Annotated in this window: 23 protein-coding genes and 1 pseudogene; 17 read left to right on the forward strand and 7 right to left on the reverse strand. The window is 67.4% G+C overall.

Annotated features, from left to right (window positions below; translation table 11 throughout):
• Window positions 1-7: 7 nt before the first annotated feature.
• Window positions 8-1,015, reverse strand: a complete 1,008-nt coding sequence (locus tag P0D62_RS04690; protein ID WP_275701471.1) for a LacI family DNA-binding transcriptional regulator — start codon at window positions 1,013-1,015, stop codon at window positions 8-10.
• Between the two features lie 158 nt (window positions 1,016-1,173).
• Here P0D62_RS04690 and arfA point away from each other — a divergent pair, with 158 nt between their 5' ends.
• Genes arfA through P0D62_RS04715 form a run of 5 tightly spaced genes read left to right on the forward strand, consistent with a single transcriptional unit; the run spans window position 1,174 to window position 6,830 of the window.
• Window positions 1,174-2,682 (forward strand): arabinosylfuranosidase ArfA, encoded by a 1,509-nt coding sequence (arfA, locus tag P0D62_RS04695; protein ID WP_275701472.1) that lies wholly within the window; start codon window positions 1,174-1,176, stop codon window positions 2,680-2,682.
• Window positions 2,683-2,696: 14 nt separating this feature from the next.
• Window positions 2,697-4,031 carry an ABC transporter substrate-binding protein gene (locus P0D62_RS04700; RefSeq protein WP_275701473.1) on the forward strand — a complete coding sequence of 445 codons (1,335 nt, stop codon included), beginning with the start codon at window positions 2,697-2,699 and terminating at the stop codon, window positions 4,029-4,031.
• Window positions 4,031-4,984 (forward strand): carbohydrate ABC transporter permease, encoded by a 954-nt coding sequence (locus P0D62_RS04705; protein ID WP_275701474.1) that lies wholly within the window; start codon window positions 4,031-4,033, stop codon window positions 4,982-4,984. Before P0D62_RS04700 ends, P0D62_RS04705 begins: the two co-directional genes overlap by 1 nt.
• The gene (locus tag P0D62_RS04710; protein ID WP_275701475.1) at window positions 4,981-5,814 is read left to right on the forward strand and encodes a carbohydrate ABC transporter permease; all 834 of its coding nucleotides are present in this window, start codon (window positions 4,981-4,983) and stop codon (window positions 5,812-5,814) included. The genes P0D62_RS04705 and P0D62_RS04710 overlap by 4 nt, the downstream gene beginning before the upstream one ends.
• Window positions 5,811-6,830 carry a glycoside hydrolase family 43 protein gene (locus P0D62_RS04715; protein ID WP_275701476.1) on the forward strand — a complete coding sequence of 340 codons (1,020 nt, stop codon included), beginning with the start codon at window positions 5,811-5,813 and terminating at the stop codon, window positions 6,828-6,830. Before P0D62_RS04710 ends, P0D62_RS04715 begins: the two co-directional genes overlap by 4 nt.
• 9 nt (window positions 6,831-6,839) lie before the next feature.
• Here the strand turns inward: P0D62_RS04715 and P0D62_RS04720 are convergent, their stop codons facing one another.
• Together P0D62_RS04720 and dapD are read right to left on the reverse strand one after the other, a co-directional pair.
• Complete coding sequence (locus P0D62_RS04720; RefSeq protein WP_275701477.1) at window positions 6,840-7,661, reverse strand: hypothetical protein; 822 nt, start codon at window positions 7,659-7,661, stop codon at window positions 6,840-6,842.
• A 10-nt stretch (window positions 7,662-7,671) separates the two neighbouring features.
• Window positions 7,672-8,604 carry a 2,3,4,5-tetrahydropyridine-2,6-dicarboxylate N-succinyltransferase gene (gene dapD, locus P0D62_RS04725; protein ID WP_406708219.1) on the reverse strand — a complete coding sequence of 311 codons (933 nt, stop codon included), beginning with the start codon at window positions 8,602-8,604 and terminating at the stop codon, window positions 7,672-7,674.
• Window positions 8,605-8,807: 203 nt separating this feature from the next.
• On the opposite strand from dapD, the gene dapE reads away from it, so the two are divergent.
• Genes dapE through P0D62_RS04745 form a run of 4 tightly spaced genes read left to right on the forward strand, consistent with a single transcriptional unit; the run spans window position 8,808 to window position 11,252 of the window.
• Window positions 8,808-9,902 carry a succinyl-diaminopimelate desuccinylase gene (gene dapE / locus P0D62_RS04730; protein WP_275701479.1) on the forward strand — a complete coding sequence of 365 codons (1,095 nt, stop codon included), beginning with the start codon at window positions 8,808-8,810 and terminating at the stop codon, window positions 9,900-9,902.
• Window positions 9,899-10,627, forward strand: a complete 729-nt coding sequence (locus P0D62_RS04735) for an LOG family protein (protein ID WP_275701480.1) — start codon at window positions 9,899-9,901, stop codon at window positions 10,625-10,627. The genes dapE and P0D62_RS04735 overlap by 4 nt, the downstream gene beginning before the upstream one ends.
• A 12-nt stretch (window positions 10,628-10,639) precedes the next feature.
• The gene (locus P0D62_RS04740) at window positions 10,640-11,113 is read left to right on the forward strand and encodes a hypothetical protein (protein ID WP_275701481.1); all 474 of its coding nucleotides are present in this window, start codon (window positions 10,640-10,642) and stop codon (window positions 11,111-11,113) included.
• Complete coding sequence (locus P0D62_RS04745; protein WP_275701482.1) at window positions 11,085-11,252, forward strand: DUF3117 domain-containing protein; 168 nt, start codon at window positions 11,085-11,087, stop codon at window positions 11,250-11,252. The genes P0D62_RS04740 and P0D62_RS04745 overlap by 29 nt, the downstream gene beginning before the upstream one ends.
• A gap of 85 nt (window positions 11,253-11,337) precedes the next feature.
• Here the strand turns inward: P0D62_RS04745 and glgA are convergent, their stop codons facing one another.
• The gene (gene glgA, locus P0D62_RS04750) at window positions 11,338-12,525 is read right to left on the reverse strand and encodes a glycogen synthase (RefSeq protein WP_275701665.1); all 1,188 of its coding nucleotides are present in this window, start codon (window positions 12,523-12,525) and stop codon (window positions 11,338-11,340) included.
• Window positions 12,526-12,619: 94 nt separating this feature from the next.
• Between glgA and glgC the strand changes: the two genes are divergently transcribed.
• Window positions 12,620-13,846 carry a glucose-1-phosphate adenylyltransferase gene (glgC, locus tag P0D62_RS04755; protein WP_275701483.1) on the forward strand — a complete coding sequence of 409 codons (1,227 nt, stop codon included), beginning with the start codon at window positions 12,620-12,622 and terminating at the stop codon, window positions 13,844-13,846.
• A gap of 80 nt (window positions 13,847-13,926) precedes the next feature.
• On the opposite strand, the gene P0D62_RS04760 is transcribed toward glgC, so the two are convergent.
• On the reverse strand, window positions 13,927-14,580 hold the full coding sequence (locus P0D62_RS04760) for an O-methyltransferase (RefSeq protein ID WP_275701484.1): 654 nt from the start codon (window positions 14,578-14,580) through the stop codon (window positions 13,927-13,929).
• Between the two features lie 127 nt (window positions 14,581-14,707).
• Here P0D62_RS04760 and dapA point away from each other — a divergent pair, with 127 nt between their 5' ends.
• The 5 genes and pseudogenes from dapA (at window position 14,708) to P0D62_RS04780 (ending at window position 18,220) form a co-directional block, all read left to right on the forward strand.
• On the forward strand, window positions 14,708-15,589 hold the full coding sequence (gene dapA, locus P0D62_RS04765) for a 4-hydroxy-tetrahydrodipicolinate synthase (RefSeq protein WP_275701485.1): 882 nt from the start codon (window positions 14,708-14,710) through the stop codon (window positions 15,587-15,589).
• A gap of 144 nt (window positions 15,590-15,733) precedes the next feature.
• The gene (sigE, locus tag P0D62_RS04770) at window positions 15,734-16,330 is read left to right on the forward strand and encodes an RNA polymerase sigma factor SigE (RefSeq protein ID WP_275701486.1); all 597 of its coding nucleotides are present in this window, start codon (window positions 15,734-15,736) and stop codon (window positions 16,328-16,330) included.
• Window positions 16,330-16,449: pseudogene (locus P0D62_RS19155) on the forward strand (zf-HC2 domain-containing protein); the annotation flags it as partial. The gene sigE and the pseudogene P0D62_RS19155, both read left to right, overlap by 1 nt.
• 18 nt (window positions 16,450-16,467) lie before the next feature.
• Window positions 16,468-17,775, forward strand: a complete 1,308-nt coding sequence (locus tag P0D62_RS04775) for a hypothetical protein (RefSeq protein ID WP_275701487.1) — start codon at window positions 16,468-16,470, stop codon at window positions 17,773-17,775.
• A 28-nt stretch (window positions 17,776-17,803) separates the two neighbouring features.
• Complete coding sequence (locus P0D62_RS04780; protein WP_275701488.1) at window positions 17,804-18,220, forward strand: sec-independent translocase; 417 nt, start codon at window positions 17,804-17,806, stop codon at window positions 18,218-18,220.
• Between the two features lie 170 nt (window positions 18,221-18,390).
• Here the strand turns inward: P0D62_RS04780 and P0D62_RS04785 are convergent, their stop codons facing one another.
• Complete coding sequence (locus tag P0D62_RS04785; protein ID WP_275701489.1) at window positions 18,391-19,524, reverse strand: Mrp/NBP35 family ATP-binding protein; 1,134 nt, start codon at window positions 19,522-19,524, stop codon at window positions 18,391-18,393.
• Between the two features lie 184 nt (window positions 19,525-19,708).
• Here P0D62_RS04785 and P0D62_RS04790 point away from each other — a divergent pair, with 184 nt between their 5' ends.
• Window positions 19,709-20,290, forward strand: coding sequence for a DUF1003 domain-containing protein (locus tag P0D62_RS04790; protein ID WP_275701490.1), 582 nt, complete (start codon window positions 19,709-19,711; stop codon window positions 20,288-20,290).
• 238 nt (window positions 20,291-20,528) lie between these two features.
• Here the strand turns inward: P0D62_RS04790 and P0D62_RS04795 are convergent, their stop codons facing one another.
• Complete coding sequence (locus P0D62_RS04795; RefSeq protein ID WP_275701491.1) at window positions 20,529-21,797, reverse strand: magnesium transporter MgtE N-terminal domain-containing protein; 1,269 nt, start codon at window positions 21,795-21,797, stop codon at window positions 20,529-20,531.
• An 81-nt stretch (window positions 21,798-21,878) separates the two neighbouring features.
• Here P0D62_RS04795 and P0D62_RS04800 point away from each other — a divergent pair, with 81 nt between their 5' ends.
• Window positions 21,879-22,385 carry a general stress protein gene (locus P0D62_RS04800; protein WP_275701492.1) on the forward strand — a complete coding sequence of 169 codons (507 nt, stop codon included), beginning with the start codon at window positions 21,879-21,881 and terminating at the stop codon, window positions 22,383-22,385.
• Window position 22,386: the final 1 nt, after the last annotated feature.

Consider the following 22,386-nt stretch of genomic DNA (forward strand, 5'->3'; position numbering starts at 1 on the left):
GCCGCCCTCAGCCAGTGCGCCCCAGCGTGCTTTCGCGCAGAGTGACCTTCCAGGGCACGTTGAAGCGCTCACCGGGGGCCGTGCTGCCGTTGATGCGCTCGATCAGACGCGTCAGCACCTGTTCCACCAGGTAGTCCATGTCCGGGGCCACGGTGGTGAGGCTCGGGCTGGTGAAGCTGCTCTCGAGAATGTCGTCGAAGCCCGCCACCGCCACGTCGTCGGGCACCCGCACCCCCCGCTCGAAGCAGGCTCGAAGCGCGCCGATCGCCATCAGGTCGTTGAAGCAGAACACGGCGTCGGGGGGAGTGGGGAGGGCGAGCAACTCCAGCATCGCCGCGCGGCCGGCCTCGCGGGAGTAGGTCTCGGTGGCCATGATCATGCGCCGGTCGACGCGCATTCCGGCCTCGTCCATCGCCTGGCGATAGCCCTCCAGGCGCACCGAGCCGGTGGAGACGCCGCGGCTGCGGCCGATCACGGCGATCCGACGGCGACCGAGCGCGATGAGGTGCTGGGTCATCGCTTTGGCCGCCGCCACGGAGTCGACGGCGACGTGGTCAACGCCCTCGGGGATGGCCCGCTCACCGAGGAAGACGGTGGGCACATCCATGCGGGAGGCCTCGATCTCGCCCGCGCCGAGGCTGAGCGGCGAGAAGATCACCCCGTCGATCATCCGCGACTGCACGCCCTGCAGCACCGTGCGTTCCGCCTGGGGGTCTGCGCGGGTGATGTCGAGCAGCACGATATAGCCGTGTCGGGTCGCCGCCTGGTTCACCTTCTCCGCCAGCTCCGCGAAGTAGGGGATCACCAGGTCCGGCACGGCCAACGCGATGAAGCCGCTGCGGCCGTACTTCAGGTGCCTCGCGGAGAGGTTGGGTCGGTATCCGAGTTCGTCGATGGCGGTGAGCACCTTGGCGCGGGTGGCCTCTGAGATATGCGGGAAGTCGTTGACGACGTTCGACACCGTCTTGACCGACACGCCGGCCAGTTCTGCCACGTCTTTCAGTCGGACCGCCATGGCGCTCAGCCTAGTGCGGGCGGGGCCCCGCCTCCAGAGGCTTCCAGGACAGACTTACTCCCGTTGTAAAATTGTTATCCGAATCCTCTTGCAACGCCCCCCGTCGGTGTCGCAGACTTACAGCACGCAGATTTACTCCCGTTGTAAATGAGGATTCAATGGCTGATTCCATCATCGTCGCGCACCCGTCGTTCACCGTCGGCGCGCTCAACCGCCGGATCTTCGGCACCTTCGTCGAGCACATGGGCCGGTGCGTCTACACCGGCATCTATCAGCCCGACCATCCCTCCGCCGACGAGCACGGGTTCCGCCAGGATGTGGCGGAACTCGTCGAAGAACTCGGGCCGACGCTGGTGCGCTACCCGGGCGGCAACTTCGTCTCCAACTATCGCTGGGAGGACGGCGTGGGCCCCAAGGAGGAGCGCCCTCGTCGGTTGGATCTGGCGTGGCGGTCCATCGAGACCAACCAGGTGGGCACCGACGACTTCCTCGGCTGGTGCGAGCGCATGGGTATCGAGCCCATGCTGGCCGTGAACCTCGGCACTCGCGGGCTGCAGGAGGCCGTCGACTACCTGGACTACGTCAACGGCGAGGACACCACCCTTGCTGGGCAGCGCGCCGCCAACGGGCGCGAGGAGCCTTGGGGCGTTGCGCTCTGGTGCCTGGGCAACGAGATGGACGGTCCGTGGCAGATGGGGCACATGACGGCGGGGGAGTACGGCCGGGTGGCCGAGGAGGTGGCCAACGCCTTCAAGCGCTTCGATCAGAGCCTCGAGCTGGTGGCCTGCGGGTCGTCGAATTCGGGGATGCCCACCTTCGGCGCCTGGGAGCACGAGGTGCTGAGCCGCAGCCTGCACCTCGTCGACCACATCTCCGCCCACGTCTACTACGAGCCGATCGACGGCGACCTGGTGTCTTTCCTCGCCGTCGCCGAGAACATGGACCGCTTCATCGACTCGGTCACCGCCACCGCCGACGCGGTCGCCGCGGCGCGCAAGATCGACAAGCGGATCGGCGTCTCCTTCGACGAGTGGAACGTCTGGTACCAGTCGCGCTTCGACGGGGAGGGCAACCTTCCCGTCCGGGAGGCCCCGCCGCTGATCGAAGACACCTACACCGTCGCCGACGCCGTGGTGGTGGGGTCGCTGCTGATCACGCTGATGCGTCACACCGACCGGGTGGCGATGGCCTGCCAGGCCCAGCTGGTCAACATCATCGCCCCCATTCGCACCGAGCCCGACGGCCCGGCGTGGAGACAGACGATCTTCCACCCCTTCGCACTCACCTCCAAATATGCCAAGGGCGACGTGCTCGACCTGCGCGTGCAGTCGCCGACGATCGACACCCCGGCCTTCGGGCCCGTCGATCAGGTGTGGAGCACCGCCACCTACGACGAGGAACAGGGCGACCTAGCGCTGTTCCTGGTGAACCGCGGTCTTGACGACGACGTCGCCGTCACCGTGGACCTCACCGCTTTCGCGGAGATGGGTCTCGTGGAGCACCTTCTCCTGCACGAGGACGATCACACCCTCACCAACGGCGCCGGCCAGGAGCGCGTCGTGCCGAAGGCCGGCCAGAGCAGGCTCGACCACAACACCCTCACCATCACCCTTCCGGCCGTCTCGTGGCATTGCGTGCGGCTGACCACCCGGCTCGACCGAGCCTGAAAGGAAGCACCATCATGAACACGTTCACCCGGCGATCGCTGATCGGCTCCAGCCTGGGAGTGGCGGCAGCGGCAACCCTGAGCGCATGCGGCACCAGCGCTCAGACGCCTCCGCCCTCCTCGCCCAGCGCCTCGCCCTCCGGCGACGGCGGCGGCGCGGGCTATGACGGACCCAACGTCGATCTCCAGTTCTGGAACGGCTTCACCGGCGGCGACGGCGCCTTCATGAAGACCCTCGTCGACCAGTTCAACTCGGAGCACGCGAACATCGCCGTCGCGGTGCAGACGATGCAGTGGGCCGACTACTACACCAAGCTGCCGACGGCGGTGCAGTCCGGCAACGGGCCCGACATCGCGGTGATGCACGTCGACTCCGTCGCCACCAACGCGGCCCGCAGCGTCATCCAGCCTCTCGACGACGTGGCCACCGCCTTGCAGCTCTCCGAGGCCGACTTCGCCCCGGTGCCGTGGAAGGCCGGCATCTACAAGGACGTCCGTTACGCGATCCCGCTGGACGTGCATCCGCTGGGCTTCTTCTACAACAAGGACGTGATGTCGTCGGCCGGCCTCGATCCGGACAACCCGCCGCTCACCCACGACGACTACATGGCCGCGCTGGATGCGCTCAAGGGCAAGGACATCCAGGGACACTGGGCCTCGCCGTTCCAGTTCACCGGCGGGCTCTCCGTGCAGTCCCTGATCGCCCAGTTCGGCGGCTCCCTCTTCAGCGCCGACGCCACCAAGGCGGCATGGGGTGACGAGGGCGGCGTCAAGGCCCTCACCTGGTGGCAGGATCTGATCAAGAACGGCTACTCGAACCCGAAGGTCGCCCAGGACGCCGACTTCATCGCACTGCAGAACGGCCAGACGGCCTTCAACTGGAACGGCATCTGGTCGATCAACACGCTCGCTGAGAAGAAGGATCTGAACTGGGGCGTCACCGTGTTGCCCAACATCGGTGGTCAGAACGCCGCCTGGGCCGGATCGCACCAGTTCGTGCTCCCGGTGCAGAAGACGCCCGACGAGAACAAGGCCACCGCCTCGCGGGTGTTCCTCAACTGGATCTCCCAGCAGTCCCTCGAATGGGCCAAGGGCGGCCAGGTGCCGGCCCGCAACTCGGTGCGCGAGTCCGCCGAGTTCGCGGCGCTCACCGACCAGGCCAAGCTCGCCGAGCAGATCGACTACCTGGTGTTCCCGCCGGCTGTTCCCGGTATCGGCGACGCGCTCGTCGAGCTCGAGAAGGCGATCAACGAGATCACGCTGGGTCAGAAGGATGTCGCCACCACCCTGAACGACGCGGCAGGGCGGGCCGACAAGATCCTTGAGGCCAACGCGAAGAAGTACGCCTGATGTCTTCGCGCCAGACCCGCCGGGGCCGTCACGGCCCCGGCGGGTCACCGCTCACCGGGTACCTCTTCATGGCGCCCTACCTGGTGTTGTTCGGGATGTTCATCGTCGCGCCCGCCATCTACGGTGTCTGGATCTCGCTGCACGACTGGGACTTCACCTTCCCTAACAGGCCGTTCGTCGGCCTGACCAATTACACCGATCTGTTCGATCCACTGTCGGTGCAATACGAGCCGTTCTGGAACGGCATGACCAACACGCTGATCTTCACGGTGGCGAGCGTGCCGTTCCTGGTGGCGGTGCCGCTCGGCCTGGCGATGCTGCTGAGCCTGAAGTTCCCGGGACGCACCTTCTTCCGCGCGATCTACTTCGCCCCGTACGTGCTGGGCGTCGCCGTGATCGGCCTGATGTGGCGCTACCTGCTGGACGGCAACTTCGGGCTCATCAACGCCATCCTCGGGCTCGACATCCAGTGGACGACGGAGCAGCCGTGGGCCTGGATCGGCCTGGTGGGGGTGACCCTCTGGTGGACGATGGGGTTCAACGCGATCATCTACCTGGCGGGCCTGGGCGACATCCCGCAGCACCTGTACGAGGCCGCCGCACTGGACGGCGCCGGTGCGTGGCAGCGGTTCCTGCACGTGACGCTGCCCGGCCTGCGACCGGTGCTCATCTTCATCCTGGTCACCACCATCCTGGCCAGCGCCAACATGTTCGGTCAGTCGTACATGATCACCCAAGGTGGACCGACGGAGTCCACCCGCACTGCCATCATGGTGATCACCGAGACCGGCTTCGGCCAGAACCGGGCCGGCCAGGCCGCCGCGATGAGCTACCTGCTGGCGATCGCGCTCGGCGTCATCTCGATATTGAACTTCGTCCTGCTCCGCGACAAGGACCAGGCCGCCGAAAACCGGACGCTCCGACGCGCGGCCAAGAAGGCGAGGACGTCATGATCAACACTCGACGCAATCGAAACCCGCTGTTCTGGCTGTCGCTGGTGCTGTTGGCCATCGTCTTCATCGGCCCCGTGGTGCTGATGATCCTCACGTCCTTCAAGACCCGCGTCGAGTCGCAGAGCGTGCCGCCCAAGATCCTGCCGCAGGAGTGGACGATCCGCGCCTACGATGTGCTGATCGCGCCCGACTCGGCGACGCCGGTGCTCAGATGGTTCCTGAACTCGATGGTGTCCGCGACCCTGCACGCCCTGCTCGTGGTGCTGGTGTGCTCGATGGCCGGCTATGCCCTGGCCCGGCTGCGCTTTCCCGGGAGGGGAGTGCTGTTCGGGCTCATCGTCTCGACGCTGTTCGTGCCCGGATTCATCTTCCTGATGCCCAACTTCGAGATGATGTCGATGCTCACCTGGCTGGACTCCTATCTGGCGCTGATCGTCCCAGGCGCAGCGGGTGCGTTCGGGGTGTTCTTCATGCGCCAGTTCTTCCTCGCCCTTCCCCTCGAGTTGGAGGAGCAGGCCCGCGTCGACGGAGCCGGGCCGTGGCGGATCTTCTTCTCGATCATCCTACCCAACGCGAAGGCCGCCATGACGACGCTGCTGGTGATCTCCTTCCTCGCCAACTGGAACGACTTCGTCTGGCCGCTGTACGTGATGTTCTCCTCCGACATGCTCACGCTGCCGATCGGGCTCAGTCGATTGCAGGGCGCCTACACCATCGACTACCCGGTGATCATGGCCGGCGCGACCGTGGCCGCCGTGCCGGTGTTGCTGCTCTACGTCTTCGTGCAGCGCTACGTCATCGACGGCGTGGCAGCCTCGGGGCTCAAATGAGGGGCCACCTTGCCGCAGGCCTGGCCGTGTTGGCTGCCGTGTCCGCGTTGGCCGCATGCACGGCGACGCCCGATCCGGCGTCGCCATCCACCGCCAGCACCAGCCCAGTCGTCGAGGAGAGTCCCGTCGTGATCACCAATCCCGTCTATCCCTTCGATTTCCCCGACCCCCAGATCATCGCCGACGGGGACGGCTACCTCGCCATCGCCACCAACGGCAACGGAATGAATGTGCAGACCATCCGCAGCGACGACCTCGCCACCTGGCGGCAGGGCGTCGACGCGTTGCCTTCGGTGGCGCCGTGGTCGTCGTCGGGAAAGGTGTGGGCACCGGAGGTCGTCGCCTGGCCGGGCGCCGGCTACCGGATGTACTACACCACCAAGGCCCCCGATCCAGCGTGGCAGTGTATCTCGGTGGCGGTCGGGGAGAGCCTCGGCGAGTCGTTCGCCGATGAGTCGGCCGAGCCCTTGATCTGCGAGATCGACGAGGGCGGCTCCATCGACGCCTCGCCCTTCGTCGACGCCGACGGCACGGCCTACCTCTACTGGAAGAACGATGGCAACGCGATCGGGGTGGACACCTGGATCAAGGCGGCACCGCTGAGCGACGACGGCCTGAGTCTCGCCGGCCCGGTGACCACGTTGTTCCGGCAGGATCTGCCGTGGGAGGGGCACCTCGTCGAGGGGCCGGCCGTGGTTCAGGTCGATGGCGTGTACCACATGTTCTACTCGGCCAACGATTACGGTTCGGCCGACTACGCGGTGGGTCACGCCGTCTCGGACAACCCGCTCGGCCCGTTCACCAAGGATCCCGACCCCGTGTTGTCCACCAACGAACTGGCCGCCGGCCCAGGGCATTGCCAGCTGTTCCAGGTCGGCGATCAGTGGTGGATGGTCTACCACGCGTGGCCACCGGACAGCGTCGGCGACCCCGCTGCGGGGCGTCAGATGTGGCTGTCGAAGGTGAGCTTCGAGGGAGAATCGGTAACGGTGCGGCCACCCGAACTCAACCCCTGAGGCTTTGCCTCAGGAGCCGAGGGTGAGGACGGCGGCTCCGATGTCGGTGTGGCTGCTGGCCGTGCTCCAGCCTGAGCCGTCGGGTTCCCAGATGAGATCGTCGAACGTCGCCTGAGAGATGCCGGCCTCGTAGCTGTTGGCTAGGGCCATGTTCACCGCCGACCACGCCTTGGTCTTGTCCTCGGTGTTGGCGATATGGACCTGGTTGCCTTCGACGGAGTAGTCGGCACCGATCGCGTCGAGCACCGGGGTGAGCGCCGTGGCGTCGGCCTCGTCGACCGAGAAGTCGACGCAGCTCAACGACTCCGGGGCGCCCAACAGCGACTTCGCGACCGCCGTGGCGTTCTCGACGTGCTTGCGGTAGGCCTCGGGGAAGCCGCTGCGCTGTACCTTCTGCGCCATGTCGTTGATGTCGGTGGTCTCCCAGTCGTCGAACTTCACCAACTCCTCGTAGAAGCGGTTGGAGGTGTACCAGGGATCCATGATCTCTTCCTCGGTGCCCCAGCCGTAGGAGGGACGCTGCTGGAAGAGCCCCAGCGAGTCGCGGTCGCCGTAGTCGAGGTTGCGCAGCCCCGACTCCTGGTAGGCCGTGGCCAGAGCGATGATGGCCGCACGCTCGGGGAGGCCGCGCTCGACGGAGACCGCGACGATGATCGACGCGTTGCGGGCCTGTTCCCTGGTGAGGATGACCTCGTGTTCGTCGACGATCACGGTGCAACGCTCCGGGGTCATCCGCTGGTACAGATACCGATAGGCCATGTAGCCTCCCACGCCGAGTCCCGCCAGGATGACCAGGGTCACCACCAGCGCGACCCAGCGCTTCGCCGTCATCAGGAGGCGATCAGTTCGCGTGCAGGGCGTCGTTGAGCTTGACCTGCTGGCCGCGGCGATTCTTGACGATCACCTTGCCGGTGGTGGAGTCGCGCAGGAAGAGCAGGTCGTCGCGACCGGACAACTCGCGCGCCTTGGTGACCGTGCCGTCGGGGAGCGTCACCTTGGTGCCGGCGGTGACGTAAAGGCCCGCCTCGATCACGCAGTCGTCGCCGAGCGAGATGCCGAGGCCGGCCTGCGCGCCCAGCAGGCAGCGTTCGCCGATCCGGATGATCTCCTGGCCGCCGCCCGAGAGGGTGCCCATGATCGAGGCGCCGCCGCCCACGTCGGAGCCGTGGCCGACGACGACGCCGGCGGAGATCCGGCCCTCCACCATCGACGTGCCGAGCGTGCCGGCGTTGAAGTTGACGAAGCCCTCGTGCATCACGGTGGTGCCCTCGGCCAGGTGGGCGCCCAGGCGCACGCGGTCGGCGTCGGCGATGCGCACGCCGCTCGGCACGATGTAGTCCACCATGCGCGGGAAGCGGTCGATGCCGTAGACGGTGAGCTGCTCGCCGCGAGCGCGCAGCAGGGCGCGGACGCGGGCCACGTCGGCGATCCGCACGGGGCCGCGGGTGGTCCACGCGTTGTTGGGCAGGATGCCGAACACGCCGGTGAGGTTGATGGTGTGCGGCTGCACCAGTCGCGCGCTCAGAAGGTGCAAGCGAAGGTAGGCGTCCTCCACGCTGGACGGGTCGGCGTCGAGGTCGATCTCGACGCGCACCACCTTGGCCTCCACGCCGCGGATCTCATCGCCGCACTGCGCCTCGATCAGCATCGACGGAGCTTCGTCGGTGATGTCGTCGCCCAATTGGGGCTCGGGGTACCAGACGTCGAGGACGACTCCGGTGCGATGGACGGTGGCCAGGCCCCAGGCCCAGGCGGTGCGGTTGGCATCACTCATGGGGAGCATTCTAGTGAGTCCGCCAACCTTGACGCCCCGCTTTCCCCACCGCCGCTTCTCCGGAAAATCGGCCACTGGCCGATTTTCGGCATCAGACACCGCAATATCGGCCATTGGCCGATTTTCCTGGATTGGGTGGGGTGATGGGGTGGGTGGTGTGTCTGGGGCGACGGTGGGGCCGGGCGCAGCGGTAGGGTCGGGGCATGAGTCTTGACGTGGAAGCCGGGCTGGTCGCGCTGCTGCAGCAGATCGTCGACATCGAGAGCGTCTCCGGCAATGAGCGGGAGCTGGCCGACGCCGTCGAGCTGACCCTGCGATCCCATCCGCACTTGGATGTGGAGCGCGATGGTGACTGCGTCGTCGCCCGTACCCAGTTGGGTCGCGGCGAGCGCGTGGTGATCGCTGGGCACCTGGACACCGTGCCCGTCGCGGACAATCTGCCGTCGTCGCTGGAGGAGCATGCCGAGGGGCTGCGCGTCGTGGGCCGGGGCACCTGCGACATGAAGGGCGGCGTCGCGGTGATGCTCGCCCTCGCCACCGAACTGACCGCCCCCAACCGCGACCTCACCTGGATCTTCTACGACCACGAGGAGGTCGACGCGTTCCGCAACGGCCTGCGCCGGCTTTCCGTCAACCGACCCGAGCTGCTCGCGGCCGACTTCGCCGTGCTCATGGAGCCCACCAGCGCCGAGATCGAGGGCGGCTGCCAAGGCACCTGCCGGATCGCGATCGCCGCCGAGGGCAAGGCCGCTCACAGCGCCCGAGCCTGGATGGGCACCAACGCGATCCACGGCCTCGGCGACGTGCTGCGACGCCTGGAGGAGTATCAGCCGGCTCAGGTGGAGGTCGACGGCCTGGTCTACCGCGAGGGCCTCAACGCGGTACGGATCCAGGGCGGCATCGCGGGCAACGTGATCCCGCCGTCGGCGTCGGTGGAGATCAACTACCGATTCGCGCCCGACAAGTCGCCCGACGACGCGCTGGCGGAGCTGCGCCGCGTATTCGACGGCTACGAGTTCGAGCTGCTCGACATGTCTCCCGGCGCGCGTCCGGGGCTGGATCGGCCGCTGGCCCAGCAGTTCGTCGCGGCCGTCGGAGGCGAGGCGCGCCCGAAATACGGCTGGACCGACGTGTCGCGGTTCAGCGCGCTCGGGGTGCCTGCGGTCAACTACGGCCCGGCCGACCCGCTGGTGGCCCATGCCGACTACGAGTACTGCCCAGCCGCCGACCTGGAGCGCTGCCACACGGGCCTGATCGCGTGGCTCACCACGACCACCGAACGAGAGGACGATCGATGACGAAGCGATCTCGCCGACAGGGAGCCGTGCTGTTCTCCGGGCGCCAGCAGGGCACGCCGATGGCCGACCAGGCGCTGCTCGACGTCGGCGCCGACGACTGGGGCAACCACGATCCGTGGCGCGTGCTGCGCATCCAGTCGGAGTTCGTCGAGGGCTTCGACGCGCTGCGGCACCTGCCGCCCGCCATCAGCATCTTCGGCTCCGCCCGCACCAAGCCGGGCACGCCGATGTACGAGGCGGCCCACGTGGTGGGGCGCCGGCTGGTGGAGGAGGGCTTCGCCGTGATCACAGGCGGTGGCCCGGGCATCATGGAGGCCGGCAACAAGGGCGCCTACGAGGCCGGCGGCGTCTCCGTCGGCCTGGGCATCGAGCTGCCGCACGAGCAGGGGCTCAACGACTACGTCACCCTCGGCATCGACTTCCGCTACTTCTTCGCCCGCAAGACGATGTTCCTCAAGTACTCGCAGGGCTTCGTCGTGATGCCCGGCGGGTTCGGCACCCTCGACGAGCTCTTCGAAGCGCTCACCCTCAGCCAGACCGGAAAGGTCACCCACTTCCCGACGGTGCTGTTCGGCACCGAGTACTGGGCCAAGCTCATCGACTGGCTGCAGAGCGACGTCTCCGGCGGCGGTTTCATCAACCCCGTCGACCTCGACCTGATCACGCTCACCGACGACATCGAGGAAGCGGTCGCGGCCATGGGGCGGCCGCGCGCCGCCGGCTAGGGGAGACACATCGTGGTGTGGGTGATCGTCGTGCTGGCGATGGTGGTGATGGGTCTGGCGGCCATCGCGGGCACCGGACGCCTAGGAGAGATGCCGCACCCGGTGAGCGACCGGCCCAAGCCGCATTTCCCCGAGCGTCCCTTCGATGAGCAGTATCTCGCCGAGCTGCGTCTGCCGACCCTCCTGAACGGCTACGCCCGCGACCAGGTCGACGAGGCCCTCGCGGCCTGCGCAACGGGAGCCGCGGAGGTGGCGACGCTGGTTCGGATGAGGTTCGACGTGGTGCGCGGCGGGTACGCGATGGACGCCGTCGACGAGCTGATCGACCGCCTCACCCGGGCCGATGAGGCGGCCCGAGCGGAGGCTCAGGACGCCGTGGATGACCTGTTCTCGCCGGAAGACTTGAAAGTGCGCGATAATAGGGGAGTCCGCACAACCGAAGAGATTGAGGATGCTCATGGCAGCGATGAAGCCCCGCACTGGTGATGGACCGATGGAGGTCACGAAGGAGGGTCGCGGCATCGTGATGCGTGTCCCCGTCGACGGCGGAGGGCGCCTCGTGGTGGAGATGAACGCGGAGGAAGCGACCTCCCTGCTCGATGCCCTCAAGGACGTCGTCGGCTGACCGGCCGAAACCAGTAAAACAATCAAGAGCGAGGCCGCCCCGGAATCGTCCGGGGCGGCCTCGCTCTTGCACGCTCGATCGAGCGTCACGAACCGTGGTGCGCGATCGCCTTCTTGTACACCTCGATGGTTTCCAGCGCGATCTTCTCCCAGGAGAACTCGTCGATGCAGCGCTGACGGCCCGCGGTGCCGTAGGCCTTCGCCAGCGCCTCGTCGCGGGTGATCCGGTTGACCTTGTCGGCGAAGTCGGCCTCGAAGCCGGCCACGAAGCTGGGGTCGCCGGCCTGCGCGGGGTCGTAGCTCACCAGCAGGCCGGTCTCGCCGTCGACGACCACCTCGGGGATGCCGCCCACGGCCGACGCCACCACGGGCGTCTCGCAGGCCATCGCCTCCAGGTTCACGATGCCCAGCGGCTCGTAGATCGACGGGCAGGCGAAGACGGTGGCGTGGGTCAGCACCTGGCGCACCGAGGCGCGCGGCAGCATCTCTGGCACCCAGATCACCGGCGCGTTGCGTCGGGCCTGCAACTCGGCGAAGGCCTCGTCGAACTCGGCCTTGATCTCCGGGGTGTCGGGGGCGCCGGCGAGCAGCACCACCTGCGTGTCCGCGTCGAACTGCGCGGCGGCCCGCACCAGGTGCACCAGGCCCTTCTGGCGCGTGATACGGCCGACGAAGACCACCGACGGCTTGTCGAGGTCGACGCCGAGGCCGCTCACCACGTCGGTGCCATGGTCGGGCTTGAACTCGTCGGGGTCGATGCCGTTCTTCACCACGTAGACGCGCTCGGGATCGAGATCGGGGTAGGAGTCGAGCACGTCGCGGCGCATGCCTTCGCTGACGGAGATCACCGCGTCGGCGGCCTCGAAGGAGGTCTTCTCCGCCCAGGACGACACGGCGTAGCCGCCGCCGAGCTGCTCGGCCTTCCACGGACGGTGCGGCTCGAGCGAATGAGAGGTCACGACGTGCGGGATGTCGCGCATCAGGCCGCCCACCAGGCCGCCGAAGTTGGCGTACCAGGTGTGGGAATGGATGATGTCGGCGTCGTCGGCGATCGCGGCCGCCATCGAGAGATCGGCGCCGAGCACACGGAGCGCGGCATTGGCGCCGGCGGGGTAGTCCTCGGCGTGCGCCTGAGCGCCATCGCGGGGCTCGCCCATGCAGTGCACCTCGACATCGATGAACTTGCGGAGCTGGGGGACGAGCTGGCCGACATGGACGCCGGCGCCACCGTAGATGTGGGGCGGATATTCACGGGTCAGCAGTGACAGTTTCATGGTCATGACCCGATGCTTCCACATGGAAGCGCCAGGTCCGGGGCAATCCGTGAAATCGGTTGTGGGGCCTCTCAAAAGGCAATAGGGTCAAGCCATGGTGGCTCGTCCTAAAATCCTGTCTATCGTCCTCGCCGGCGGCGAAGGGAAGAGGCTGATGCCTCTCACCCAGGATCGCGCAAAGCCGGCGGTCCGCTTCGGCGGCACGTACCGTCTCATCGACTTCGTGCTGTCCAATCTCGCCAACTCGGAGCTCCGGCAGATCGCCGTGCTGACTCAGTACAAGTCGCACTCGCTCGACCGGCACATCTCGATGACCTGGCGCTTCTCCACGTTGCTCGGCAACTACGTCTCCCCGGTGCCCGCGCAGCAGCGGCTCGGCAAGCAGTGGTACCAGGGCAGCGCGGATGCGATCTTCCAGTCCCTCAACCTGATCCGCGACGAGGATCCCGACTACATCGTGGTGTTCGGGGCCGACAACATCTACCGGATGGACATCAAGCAGATGGTGGAGTCGCACATCGACTCCGGGCTCGGTGCCACGGTGGCCGGCATCCGGGTTCCGCGCAAGGATGCGTCCGAGTTCGGTGTGATCGACGCCGCCGCCGACGGCAAGATCCGCAGCTTCCTCGAGAAGCCTGCCGATCCCCCCGGCCTGCCCGATTCGCCCGACGAGTCGTTCGCGTCCATGGGCAACTACGTGTTCAGCCGGAAGGCGTTCGTCGAGGCTCTTCGCTACGACAACGAGAACCCCGAGGGTCGCCACGACATGGGCGGCGACATCATCCCGTGGTTCACTGAGCAGGGCCAGTCGCAGGTCTACGACTTCACGGCCAACCGGGTGCCCGGCGCCACCGAACGCGACCTCAACTACTGGCGCGACGTAGGTTCGATCGACGCCTACCACGAGGCCCACATGGATCTGGTGTCGGTGGAGCCCGAGTTCAACCTGTACAACGACAGCTGGCCGATCTACACCCACCAGCCGCAGCTGCCGGGTGCCAAGTTCGTCATGCGCGGCCGCGCGGAGGACTCGATCGTCAGCCAGGGCTGCATCATCTCCGGCGGCGAGATCGAGCGCAGCGTGCTCAGCCCGGACGTGCGCGTCGAGAAGTGGGCCTCGGTCAAGGACTCGGTGCTGATGGACAGCGTCGACGTGGGCCAGCACGCCATCGTGCAGCGGGCCATCCTCGACAAGCACGTGGTGGTCGAGCCGGGCGCCCAGGTGGGCGTCGATCATGAGCACGACCGCGCTCGCGGCTTCACCGTCTCCGACGGCGGCATCACCGTCGTCGGCAAGGACATGGTGGTCAGGCGCGACTGATCACCAAGCCGGGCAAAGACCGACGCCCGCGATCCTTCGGGATCGCGGGCGTGGTCTTTTTTGTTCGGAAGGGCTTGTGGTCAGCTCTTGATGGCGACCAGCAGGCCGTTGCCGACGGGCAGCAGCGAGTAGGTGTAGGCCTCGTTCTGCGCGATCGAGTCGATGGCCTCGCGGATGATCAGGGCCTCGTCGGACTCGTTGCTCTGGTCGGCCACCTCTCCGTGCCATAGCGCGTCAGCGAGGATCAGCATGCCGCCGGCGCGCAGCATCCGGTCGGCGCTGATCACATACTCCACATAGGAGGTCTTGTCGCCGTTGATGAACACCAGGTCGTAGGCGGCGTCACGCAGCTTTGGCATGATCTCCAGCGGCGAGCCGGCGATCAGCCGGAATCGGGAGCTGGGGAAGCCCTCGCGGGTGAAGAAGGCGCGGGCCGCGTGCTGGTTGTCGGCCTCTGCGTCGATGCTGGTGAGGATGCCGTCGGGTGCCATCGAGCCCAGGAAGACCAGGCCGGAGGAACCCATGTAGGTTCCGATCTCCACGACGGCCTTGGCGTTGATGGCGCGAGTCAGGGTGGCGAGCAGGCTGAGGGTGCCGGTGCTCAGCGGCGCGTGGCCGGCGGCGGCCGCCTCACCGATGGCCTCGGAGACGGCGGGCGACGGCGCCACGTGCTCCTCGCAGAAGGCCCAGGTGGCCGGGGTGGGTGCGCTCGAAGTACGGGGTGTGCTGTTCACGGGGCCAAGCCTACCGACTTCCCCCGTCAGCGCGTGCCTCGGTGCCGTCTTGGACGTGACGCACCGCGCCCATTCCGGCGGCGAGACCGTTAGGATGGCCCGCATGCGGAGTTCTACACCAGGTGACATGCGGCCGATCTTCGGTCGCGTCACGTCGGCCATGATCACCCCGTTCACGCAGGATCTGCGTCTCGACCTGGACAAGGCGGCCGTGCTGGCGCGCCACCTGGTGGACGATCTGGGTCACGACGGGCTGATCATCAACGGAACCACGGGCGAGTCGCCCACCACGTCGGATGAGGAGAAGCGCGACCTGCTGCGCGTCGTCGTCGAGACCGTGGGCGACCGTGCGAGCGTGGTGGCCGGGGTCGGCACCTTCTCCACCGAGCACTCCCGCAAGCTCGCCCGCGAGGCCGCCGAGGCGGGCTCCGACGGCGTCTTGATCGTCACCCCGTACTACTCGCGGCCCCCGGCCGATGCGTTGGAGGCGCACTTCCGTGCCGTCGCCGACGAGACGGATCTGCCCGCGATGCTCTACGACATCCCTCATCGCGCCGGCCTGCCGATCCCCGAGGACATGCTCATCCGGCTCTCGGAGCATCCGCGAATCACGGCGGTGAAGGACGCGAAGGGCAACATCTCGTCGTCGTCGGTGGTGATCGCCAACTCCGATCTGCACTACTACTCCGGCGACGATGCATTCACCCTTCCGCTGCTCGCGGTGGGCGGCGTCGGCGTCGTCGGCACGTCCACGCACTTCACGGCGCGTCCGATGAAGCGGATGATCGAGGCCTTCCTCGCCGGCGACGTGGCGGAGGCGTGCCGGCTCAATCAGCGTCTGCTTCCAGCTCTGACGGGCGTGTTCGCCACCCAGGGCTGCATGATGGTCAAGGCGGCGCTGGCCGCGCGCGGGCTCGACGTGGGCCCCTGCCGCCCGCCGATGGGAGCCGTCGCCGAGGAGACGCTGGCACGCTATGTCGCGACGCTGGAGCAGTACGACGACCTCTGAGCCGGAGCCGGGAACAATCCGGGGCACTTGTTCGTTGTAGGCGGTGAGGCGCGCCGGATTTCCCGGATCTCAGGGTCAGATCAGGGCAAGCCTGGCCGTTGGTTCATAGCTTCCTCACAGGTTGATGGGCCACACTTGATGACTATGGAAAGGCGCAACGTGTTCCTAAGCCGCAAGGCGAAGCCCGAGGTGCAGGCCCAGGAGTGGGTGGCACCGACGTGGCAAGAACTGGTGCGCGACTATTCTGCCCAGGTCTATCGCTTGGCCTACCGGCTGACGGGCAACCCGCACGACGCCGAGGATCTCACCCAGGACGTGTTCGTCCGGGTGTTCAAGTCGATCCATACGTTCAAGCCCGGCACCCTCGACGGCTGGCTGCACCGCATCACCACCAACCTGTTCCTCGATCAGGCGCGGCGCAAGCAGCGGATCCGGATGGATGCCCTCAGCACCGCCCCCGAGTATGTCTGGGGCGAGGCCTCGGGCCCCGATCAGATGCACGACGACGCGATGCTCGATCCCGATGTCGCCGAGGCGCTCGCGGCGCTGAACCCCGAGCAGCGGGTCGCCGTCGTGCTCTGCGACGTGGAGGGCCTCAGCTACGAGGAGATCGCCGCCGTGCTGGACGTCAAGATCGGCACCGTGCGCAGCCGGATCGCCCGCGGGCGCGCCCAACTGCGTGACGCCCTCAAGCACCGGGCTCCTGAAAACGACCGTTCTCGATACCTAGGGGTTTCATAGTGGCAGCAGCCCCACTCGATGGGCGCTGCCAGAAGATTCGCCCAGACCTGTCCGCCTTCATAGACGGCACTTTGCCGCGGAAGCGCTGGGAACAGGTCTGCTACCACCTCGCCGGATGCCAGAGATGCCGCGACGAGATGACCGAGCTTTCCGAGGTGTGCTCGGTGCTGTCGCGCCACCGCAAGACCGACCCCGGCGCGCCCACGGATCTGGCCTCACGGCTGGAGAGCATCGCCGGGGAGAGCGCCGAACAACCGTTGTACCTCAGCGCCGGCGCGTCGTCAGCGGGAGCGGCGCTGCCGTCACCTCGTCGCGCGAGGCAGCGGCTGGTCGTGCAGTCCGGCGTGGCGGTGCTGACCATCGTCGTCGCGGTGATGGTGCTGGCGGTGGCCATTGCCCCCAGTCCCCCCGTCGTCTCCCAGCCGGTGGAGACGGCGCACGACCAATTCAATCTGGCGCTGGCGGCCATCGGATCCACCGAGAGCATCGGAGCGGTGCTCTTCGCGCATGAACGCGGCGCGCAGTTCGCCCAGAGTTCGACGGAGCGCGCGGTCGAGGTCGTACAGGAGCAGGCTCTGCGGATCTCGGCAGACGATGCCGCCAAGCTGATCGCCGCCGCGTTCGATCCGGGTCTCAACTATTCGGGCCGGCAGCGCGTCGCGGTCGCGCACGGCGGTGGCGAGTTCCTGACGGCCGAGGTGCAGCTCGACAAGGTCGAGGGCGAGGGAACCAGCATGGTGGTGCTGGACGCCACGGGCGATCGGTTCGTGTCCACGATCCATCCGGAGCTCTCCCACACGGGGATGGCCCCGCCGAGCTCCTGGAGCTTCTATCAGTACCCGACGGTCGCGACGATCGCAGGGCGCGGAGCCACGGTGGTGGAGGCGCGCGTCGAGGATCATGTCGCAGCGCGCTGGTGGATGGACGTTCCGACCGGCGTCCTGCTGCGTGCCGAGCGCTTCGACTCCGACGGTGACCCCGCCCTGATGGTCGGTTTCGAGTCCATCTCATATGAGTCCGCGCAGCTGCCCGACGATGCCCAGCAGCTGATCGCCCTCATGCCGGCCTCAGCCAGCGGCGTCACGGGATGGTGCCGAGGCGCGGCGAGCTGCGCCGGAACCCTGGCAGGGCTGCCGCTGGTCGCCTACTCGTCGGGCGACGAGGAGGACGCCAGTTCGATGCTGCTGGTGTATTCGGACGGATTCCAGACGGTGACGGTGTCCTGGTCGCACGGCATCCTGGCCGACGACGCTCCGTCGGGTCTCCAGCTGGCGAAGGGGCAGGCCAGCGTGCTGGCGTGGCAGGCCGGGGAGTCCGTCGTGCTCGTCGCCAGCAACGGAAGCTCGGAGCTGCTGGAACAGGCCGCCTCCGAGCTGCCCGGAGAGTCGCCCTACCCGGATTCGTGGCAGCACTGGGTGCGCCGTGGCCTCAGCCGTATCTGGTGACGCCGCGTAGTGAGCTAGGATCGGGGACGTGTTTGGCATCTCGGGGACCGAGCTCCTCATCATCATCGTTCTCGCGGTGCTCATGTTCGGTCCCGAACGCCTTCCCGAGTTCTCCCGCAAGGCAGCGCGAGTCTTCATCTACCTGCGTGGCATCGCGAACAACGCGCAGTCGACGCTGCGCACCGAACTCGGTCCCGAGTTCGCCGACCTGAAGCTGCAGGATCTCAACCCCAAGAGCTTCGTGCGCAAGCACCTCGCCAATGAAGTGGCCGCGCTGGAAGATGCGCAGCGCGAGGTGATGGAGGCCACCAAGTCTTTGGGCGACGCCACCAAGCTGGCCGGCCAGGAGGCCGACGCCGCCGCCAACACCCTCAAGGCTGCCCCGTCTCCCGTTGCCGCAGCCGTGGCGCTGGCCCCCACCCCGTTCGACCCCGAGGCCACCTGAGTTTTCTAGGGAAGTGCTGATTAGTGGGGTGCCTAGCGAGGACGTGCCAGGCGGGATGAGTTACGTCGCCTAGATCTTGTACGCGTATCGGGAATACGTATCAAGAGATAGGTGGCGTAGGTCGCCCGATCTGGTGCGCCGCAGCAGGTGCCCCATTGATCAGTGCTTCCCTAGACCCCCAGCGGGATGCGCTGGCCGAGGAGGCCGCGCTTGCGGGAAGCGATCGTCTCGGCCAGGGACGTGAGGGCCTGGGCCGACGGGTGGTCGGGATGATCCACGACGATGGGTCGGCCTCGGTCGCCGCCAGCCAGGAGTGCCTCGTCGAAGGGGATCTGGGCTAGCAGCGGCACGTCGTAGACGACGCGCTCGGTGAGCGCCTCGGCCACCAGGGCGCCGCCGCCGGAACCCCAGAGCTCGAGGCGGTGCGGCTCGTCGCAATGCGGGCAGGTGGTCTCCAGCCAGGACATGTTCTCGACCACACCGATCACGCGCTGCTCCATGATGTGGGCCATGGTTCCGGCGCGCTCGGCCACCTCGGAGGCGGCGGACTGCGGGGTGGTCACGACGATCACCTCGGAGGAGGGGATCTTCTGGCCCAGCGACATGGCCACGTCGCCGGTGCCGGGAGGCAGGTCGACCAGCAGGTAGTCGATGTCGCCCCAGTAGACGTCGGCGAGCAGCTGGGTGAGCGCGCGATCGAGGATGGGGCCGCGCCAGGCCACCACCTGGTCGCGGCTGGGCTTGAGCATGCCCACCGAGATCACCTTCAGGTTCTCGATGGCGGGCACCGGCATGATCATGTCCTCCACCGGCGTCGGGCGAGCGTCCCCGAGGGCGAGCAGATCGGGAATGGAGTGGCCATAGATGTCGGCGTCGAGGATGCCGACGCTGCGCCCCATCTTGGCGAGGGCGACGGCGAGGTTGACGGTCACCGAGGACTTGCCGACGCCGCCCTTGCCGGAGGCCACGGCGATCACCTTGGTGAGGTTGCCGGGCTGGGCGAAGGGGATCACCCGCTCGACCTGGCCGCCGCGCAGCAGTTGCCGCATCGCGGAGCGCTGCTCGTCGTTCATCACGCCCAGCTCCACGCGCACGCCGGTGGCGCCCTTCACCGTGGCGACGGCGTTGGTCACGCGGGTGGTGAGCTCGCTCTTCATCGGGCATCCAGCCACGGTCAGCAGCACCTTGACGTACACGTGCCCGGCGTCGTCGATCGCGATCTCGTCGACCATGCCGAGGTCGGTGATCGGCCGGCGGATCTCGGGATCGTCCACCTCGTGCAGGGCAGCGCGGACTAGGGGCATAAGAGGATGCTCGCTCACCTGTCCTTCCTATGCCGAACCGGACTCATATGCAAGTGAGTGTGACCTAATAATTCGTTCAAAGGCAGGCCACGGAGAGTTCGCCTCACCGTCACCTGCCGGGGCTGCGGCCAGCGGGTATTGTCGCTGAGGCAAGACGACACGGATGTGTGTGAGGAGGCGACAGATGAGCAAGAACGATTTGTCCGTTCCGGGGGAGCGTTCGTTCTTCCGCAGAGGCGGCTCGCGGCAGGGCAAGACCCCGATATCCGAAGCCATCGCCGCTTTCATGGGCACCACGGCCTTCATCTACTGGATGGCCGTGCTCGTCGCCGCCTGGTTCGTCTGGAACACCATGGCGCCCGTGGGTCTTCGCTTCGACCCGTACCCGTTCCAGTTCCTCACGCTGGTGCTCTCGGTGCAGGCGTCGTTTGCCGCCCCGCTGATCCTGCTGGCTCAGTACAGCCAGGAGCAGCGCGACCGGGCGCAGGCGCTCGAGGACCGGCACAAGCTGGAGCAGAGTCGTGCGGACACTGACTTCGTCGCGCGCGAGCTGATGGACATGCGCCGCCAGCTGGGCGAGATGTCGTCGCGTCAGTTCGTCACCAAGCGCCTGGACACGATGGAGGAGCGGCTACTCGACGCCATCAGCAGCGCCACCGCCCGGCCCCTCGCCGAGGGCGTCGCACAGCACGATGACGCTCACCGCGACCACGGCGGGGAGCCATACGTCGGCGAAGCCCGCCAGCACCACGATCATCGTTCCTGACAGCAGCACCGTCAGCAGGCGACCGCGGTACGACTGGCGACGTGCGCTGCCGGCCACCAGCCACGTCGCCCAGATTGAGCCGTAGACGACGGCGAACACGGCACCTGCCAGCGCGCCCAGCCACCAACCGCCGCCCATCTGCCACAGCGAGTAGCAGCCGATGGCGAGCACGCCGAGGTGGGCGAGGAACTGCACCACTGCGTACCACTGGACGCGCACCCCGGGGTTCGTTCGTGTCTCAGCCATGAGCTGCCCGCACCGGCGGTTCGCCGTCCATCTGGTCGCCGCGCCAATCGTCGGGGAGCATGTGGTCGAGCACATCGTCGACGGTGACCGCCCCCACCAGCTGGCGCTGATCGTCGACGACGGGGGCCACCACCAGGTTGTAGGTGGCGAAGAAGCGGCTCACCTTGGCCAGCGGGTCGGCGGGATGCAGGGGTTCGAGGTTCTCGTCGAGCATGGTGGCGACGAGCAGCGTCGGTGCGGCGCGCAGCAGCTGCTGGATGTGGGCGGCGCCGATGTAGCGGCCCGATGGGGTCTCCAGGGGCGGCCGGCAGACGAACACCATCGACGCCAGCGCGGGGGTCAGCGACGCCTGCCGGCAGAGCGCCAGCGCCTGGGCGACGGTGGCGTCGGTGTCGAGGATGATCGGCTCCGGCGTCATCATGCCGCCCGCGGTGAACTCCTCGTAGACCATCAGGCGCCGCACGTCGGAGGCCTCCTCCGGCTCCATCCGGCGCAGCAGGTCTTCGGCGAGCTCGACGGGCAGCTCGCGGATCAGGTCGGCGGCGTCGTCGGGGGCCATCTCCTCCAGCACGTCGGCGGCGCGCTCCACCTCCAGCGCGGAGATCAGCTCCACCTGCTCGTCCTCGGGCAGTTCCTCGATCGCGTTGGCGAGGGTCTCGTCGTCCAGGGCCTCGACGACGGCGACGAGCTGGTCGCGCTCCAGGTCGTGCAGCTCCTTCGCGACATCGGCCGGCTTCATCTCGCTGAACTCGGCCACCATCTGCTCGGTGGTGTTCTTCGGGGTGAGCGTCAGAAGCGGCACGTCGCTCCACGGCACGATGTTCGGCGTCGTGCGTCCGCCCAGACCGAAGCGGCCGAGCGGCGAGACGGTGCGCAGCGCGACGGAGAAGAGCTCCCATTCGCGGTTGCGCACCTGCTTCATGGCCACGTCCTGGATCCGGGTGGGCTGGTCGTGGGTGGTGCGGCGGTCGAACAGGTCGGCGTCCACCAGCACCTCGCCGCTGCGGCGCTGGAAGCGACGGGTGTCCACCTGCCCGAGGATCGCCACCTGAGAAGGGGTGATGTTGTGCACGCGCACCATGGGGACGAAGATCCGCTGGCGCGCGAACAGTTCCACCACCAGGCCCTTAACCCGCGGGGCGCGTCCCTCGTCGCGCAGGAAGCACACCACGTCCTTGACCCGTCCCACCTGATCGCCAGCGGCGTCGACGATGGGAAGGCCGATGACGCGTGAGATAAACACCTGTCGATCGCCGCTCATGGCACCCATTCAAGCATCAAGCAGCCAACGCCGGAAGCAACCGCGGGTAGGGTGGAGGGCAACCACGCGTGAGGAGGCGGGATGTCCAGCCCGATGATGAATCCCAAGAAGGGCTTCGAACTCAGCTTTCCGCAGTCGCTGGCGTCGTTTCGTTCCTATGAGGAGGCCCAGAAGGCCGTCGACTACCTGGCCGACAAGGGCTTTCCCGTGCAGAACCTGATGATCGTCGGGGCCCAGCTGAAGTCGCTGGAGCGGGTGACGGGACGTCGCACCTGGGGTTCCGTGCTCGGCAAGGGAGCGGCGTCGGGGATCACCACCGGCCTGCTGGTCGGGCTCATGCTGATGATCTTCCTCGGCGGTAACACACCGACCGGACTGCTGCTGCTCGCCGGCCTGGCGCTGGGCATGGTGATGGGCGTGATCTCGGCGGGCTTGGGGTACTCGATGACCCAGGGCAAACGTGACTTCGAGTCGATGCGCCAGATCGTCGCCACCAGCTACGAGGTGCTCTGCGAACACAAGGTGACCGCCCAGGCCAAGGAACTGCTGGATCAGATGCCCGGCTTCCGGGCCCAGTACTTCCAGTGAC

This window comes from Tessaracoccus caeni (assembly GCF_029211185.1).
GTDB lineage: Bacteria > Actinomycetota > Actinomycetes > Propionibacteriales > Propionibacteriaceae > Arachnia > Arachnia caeni.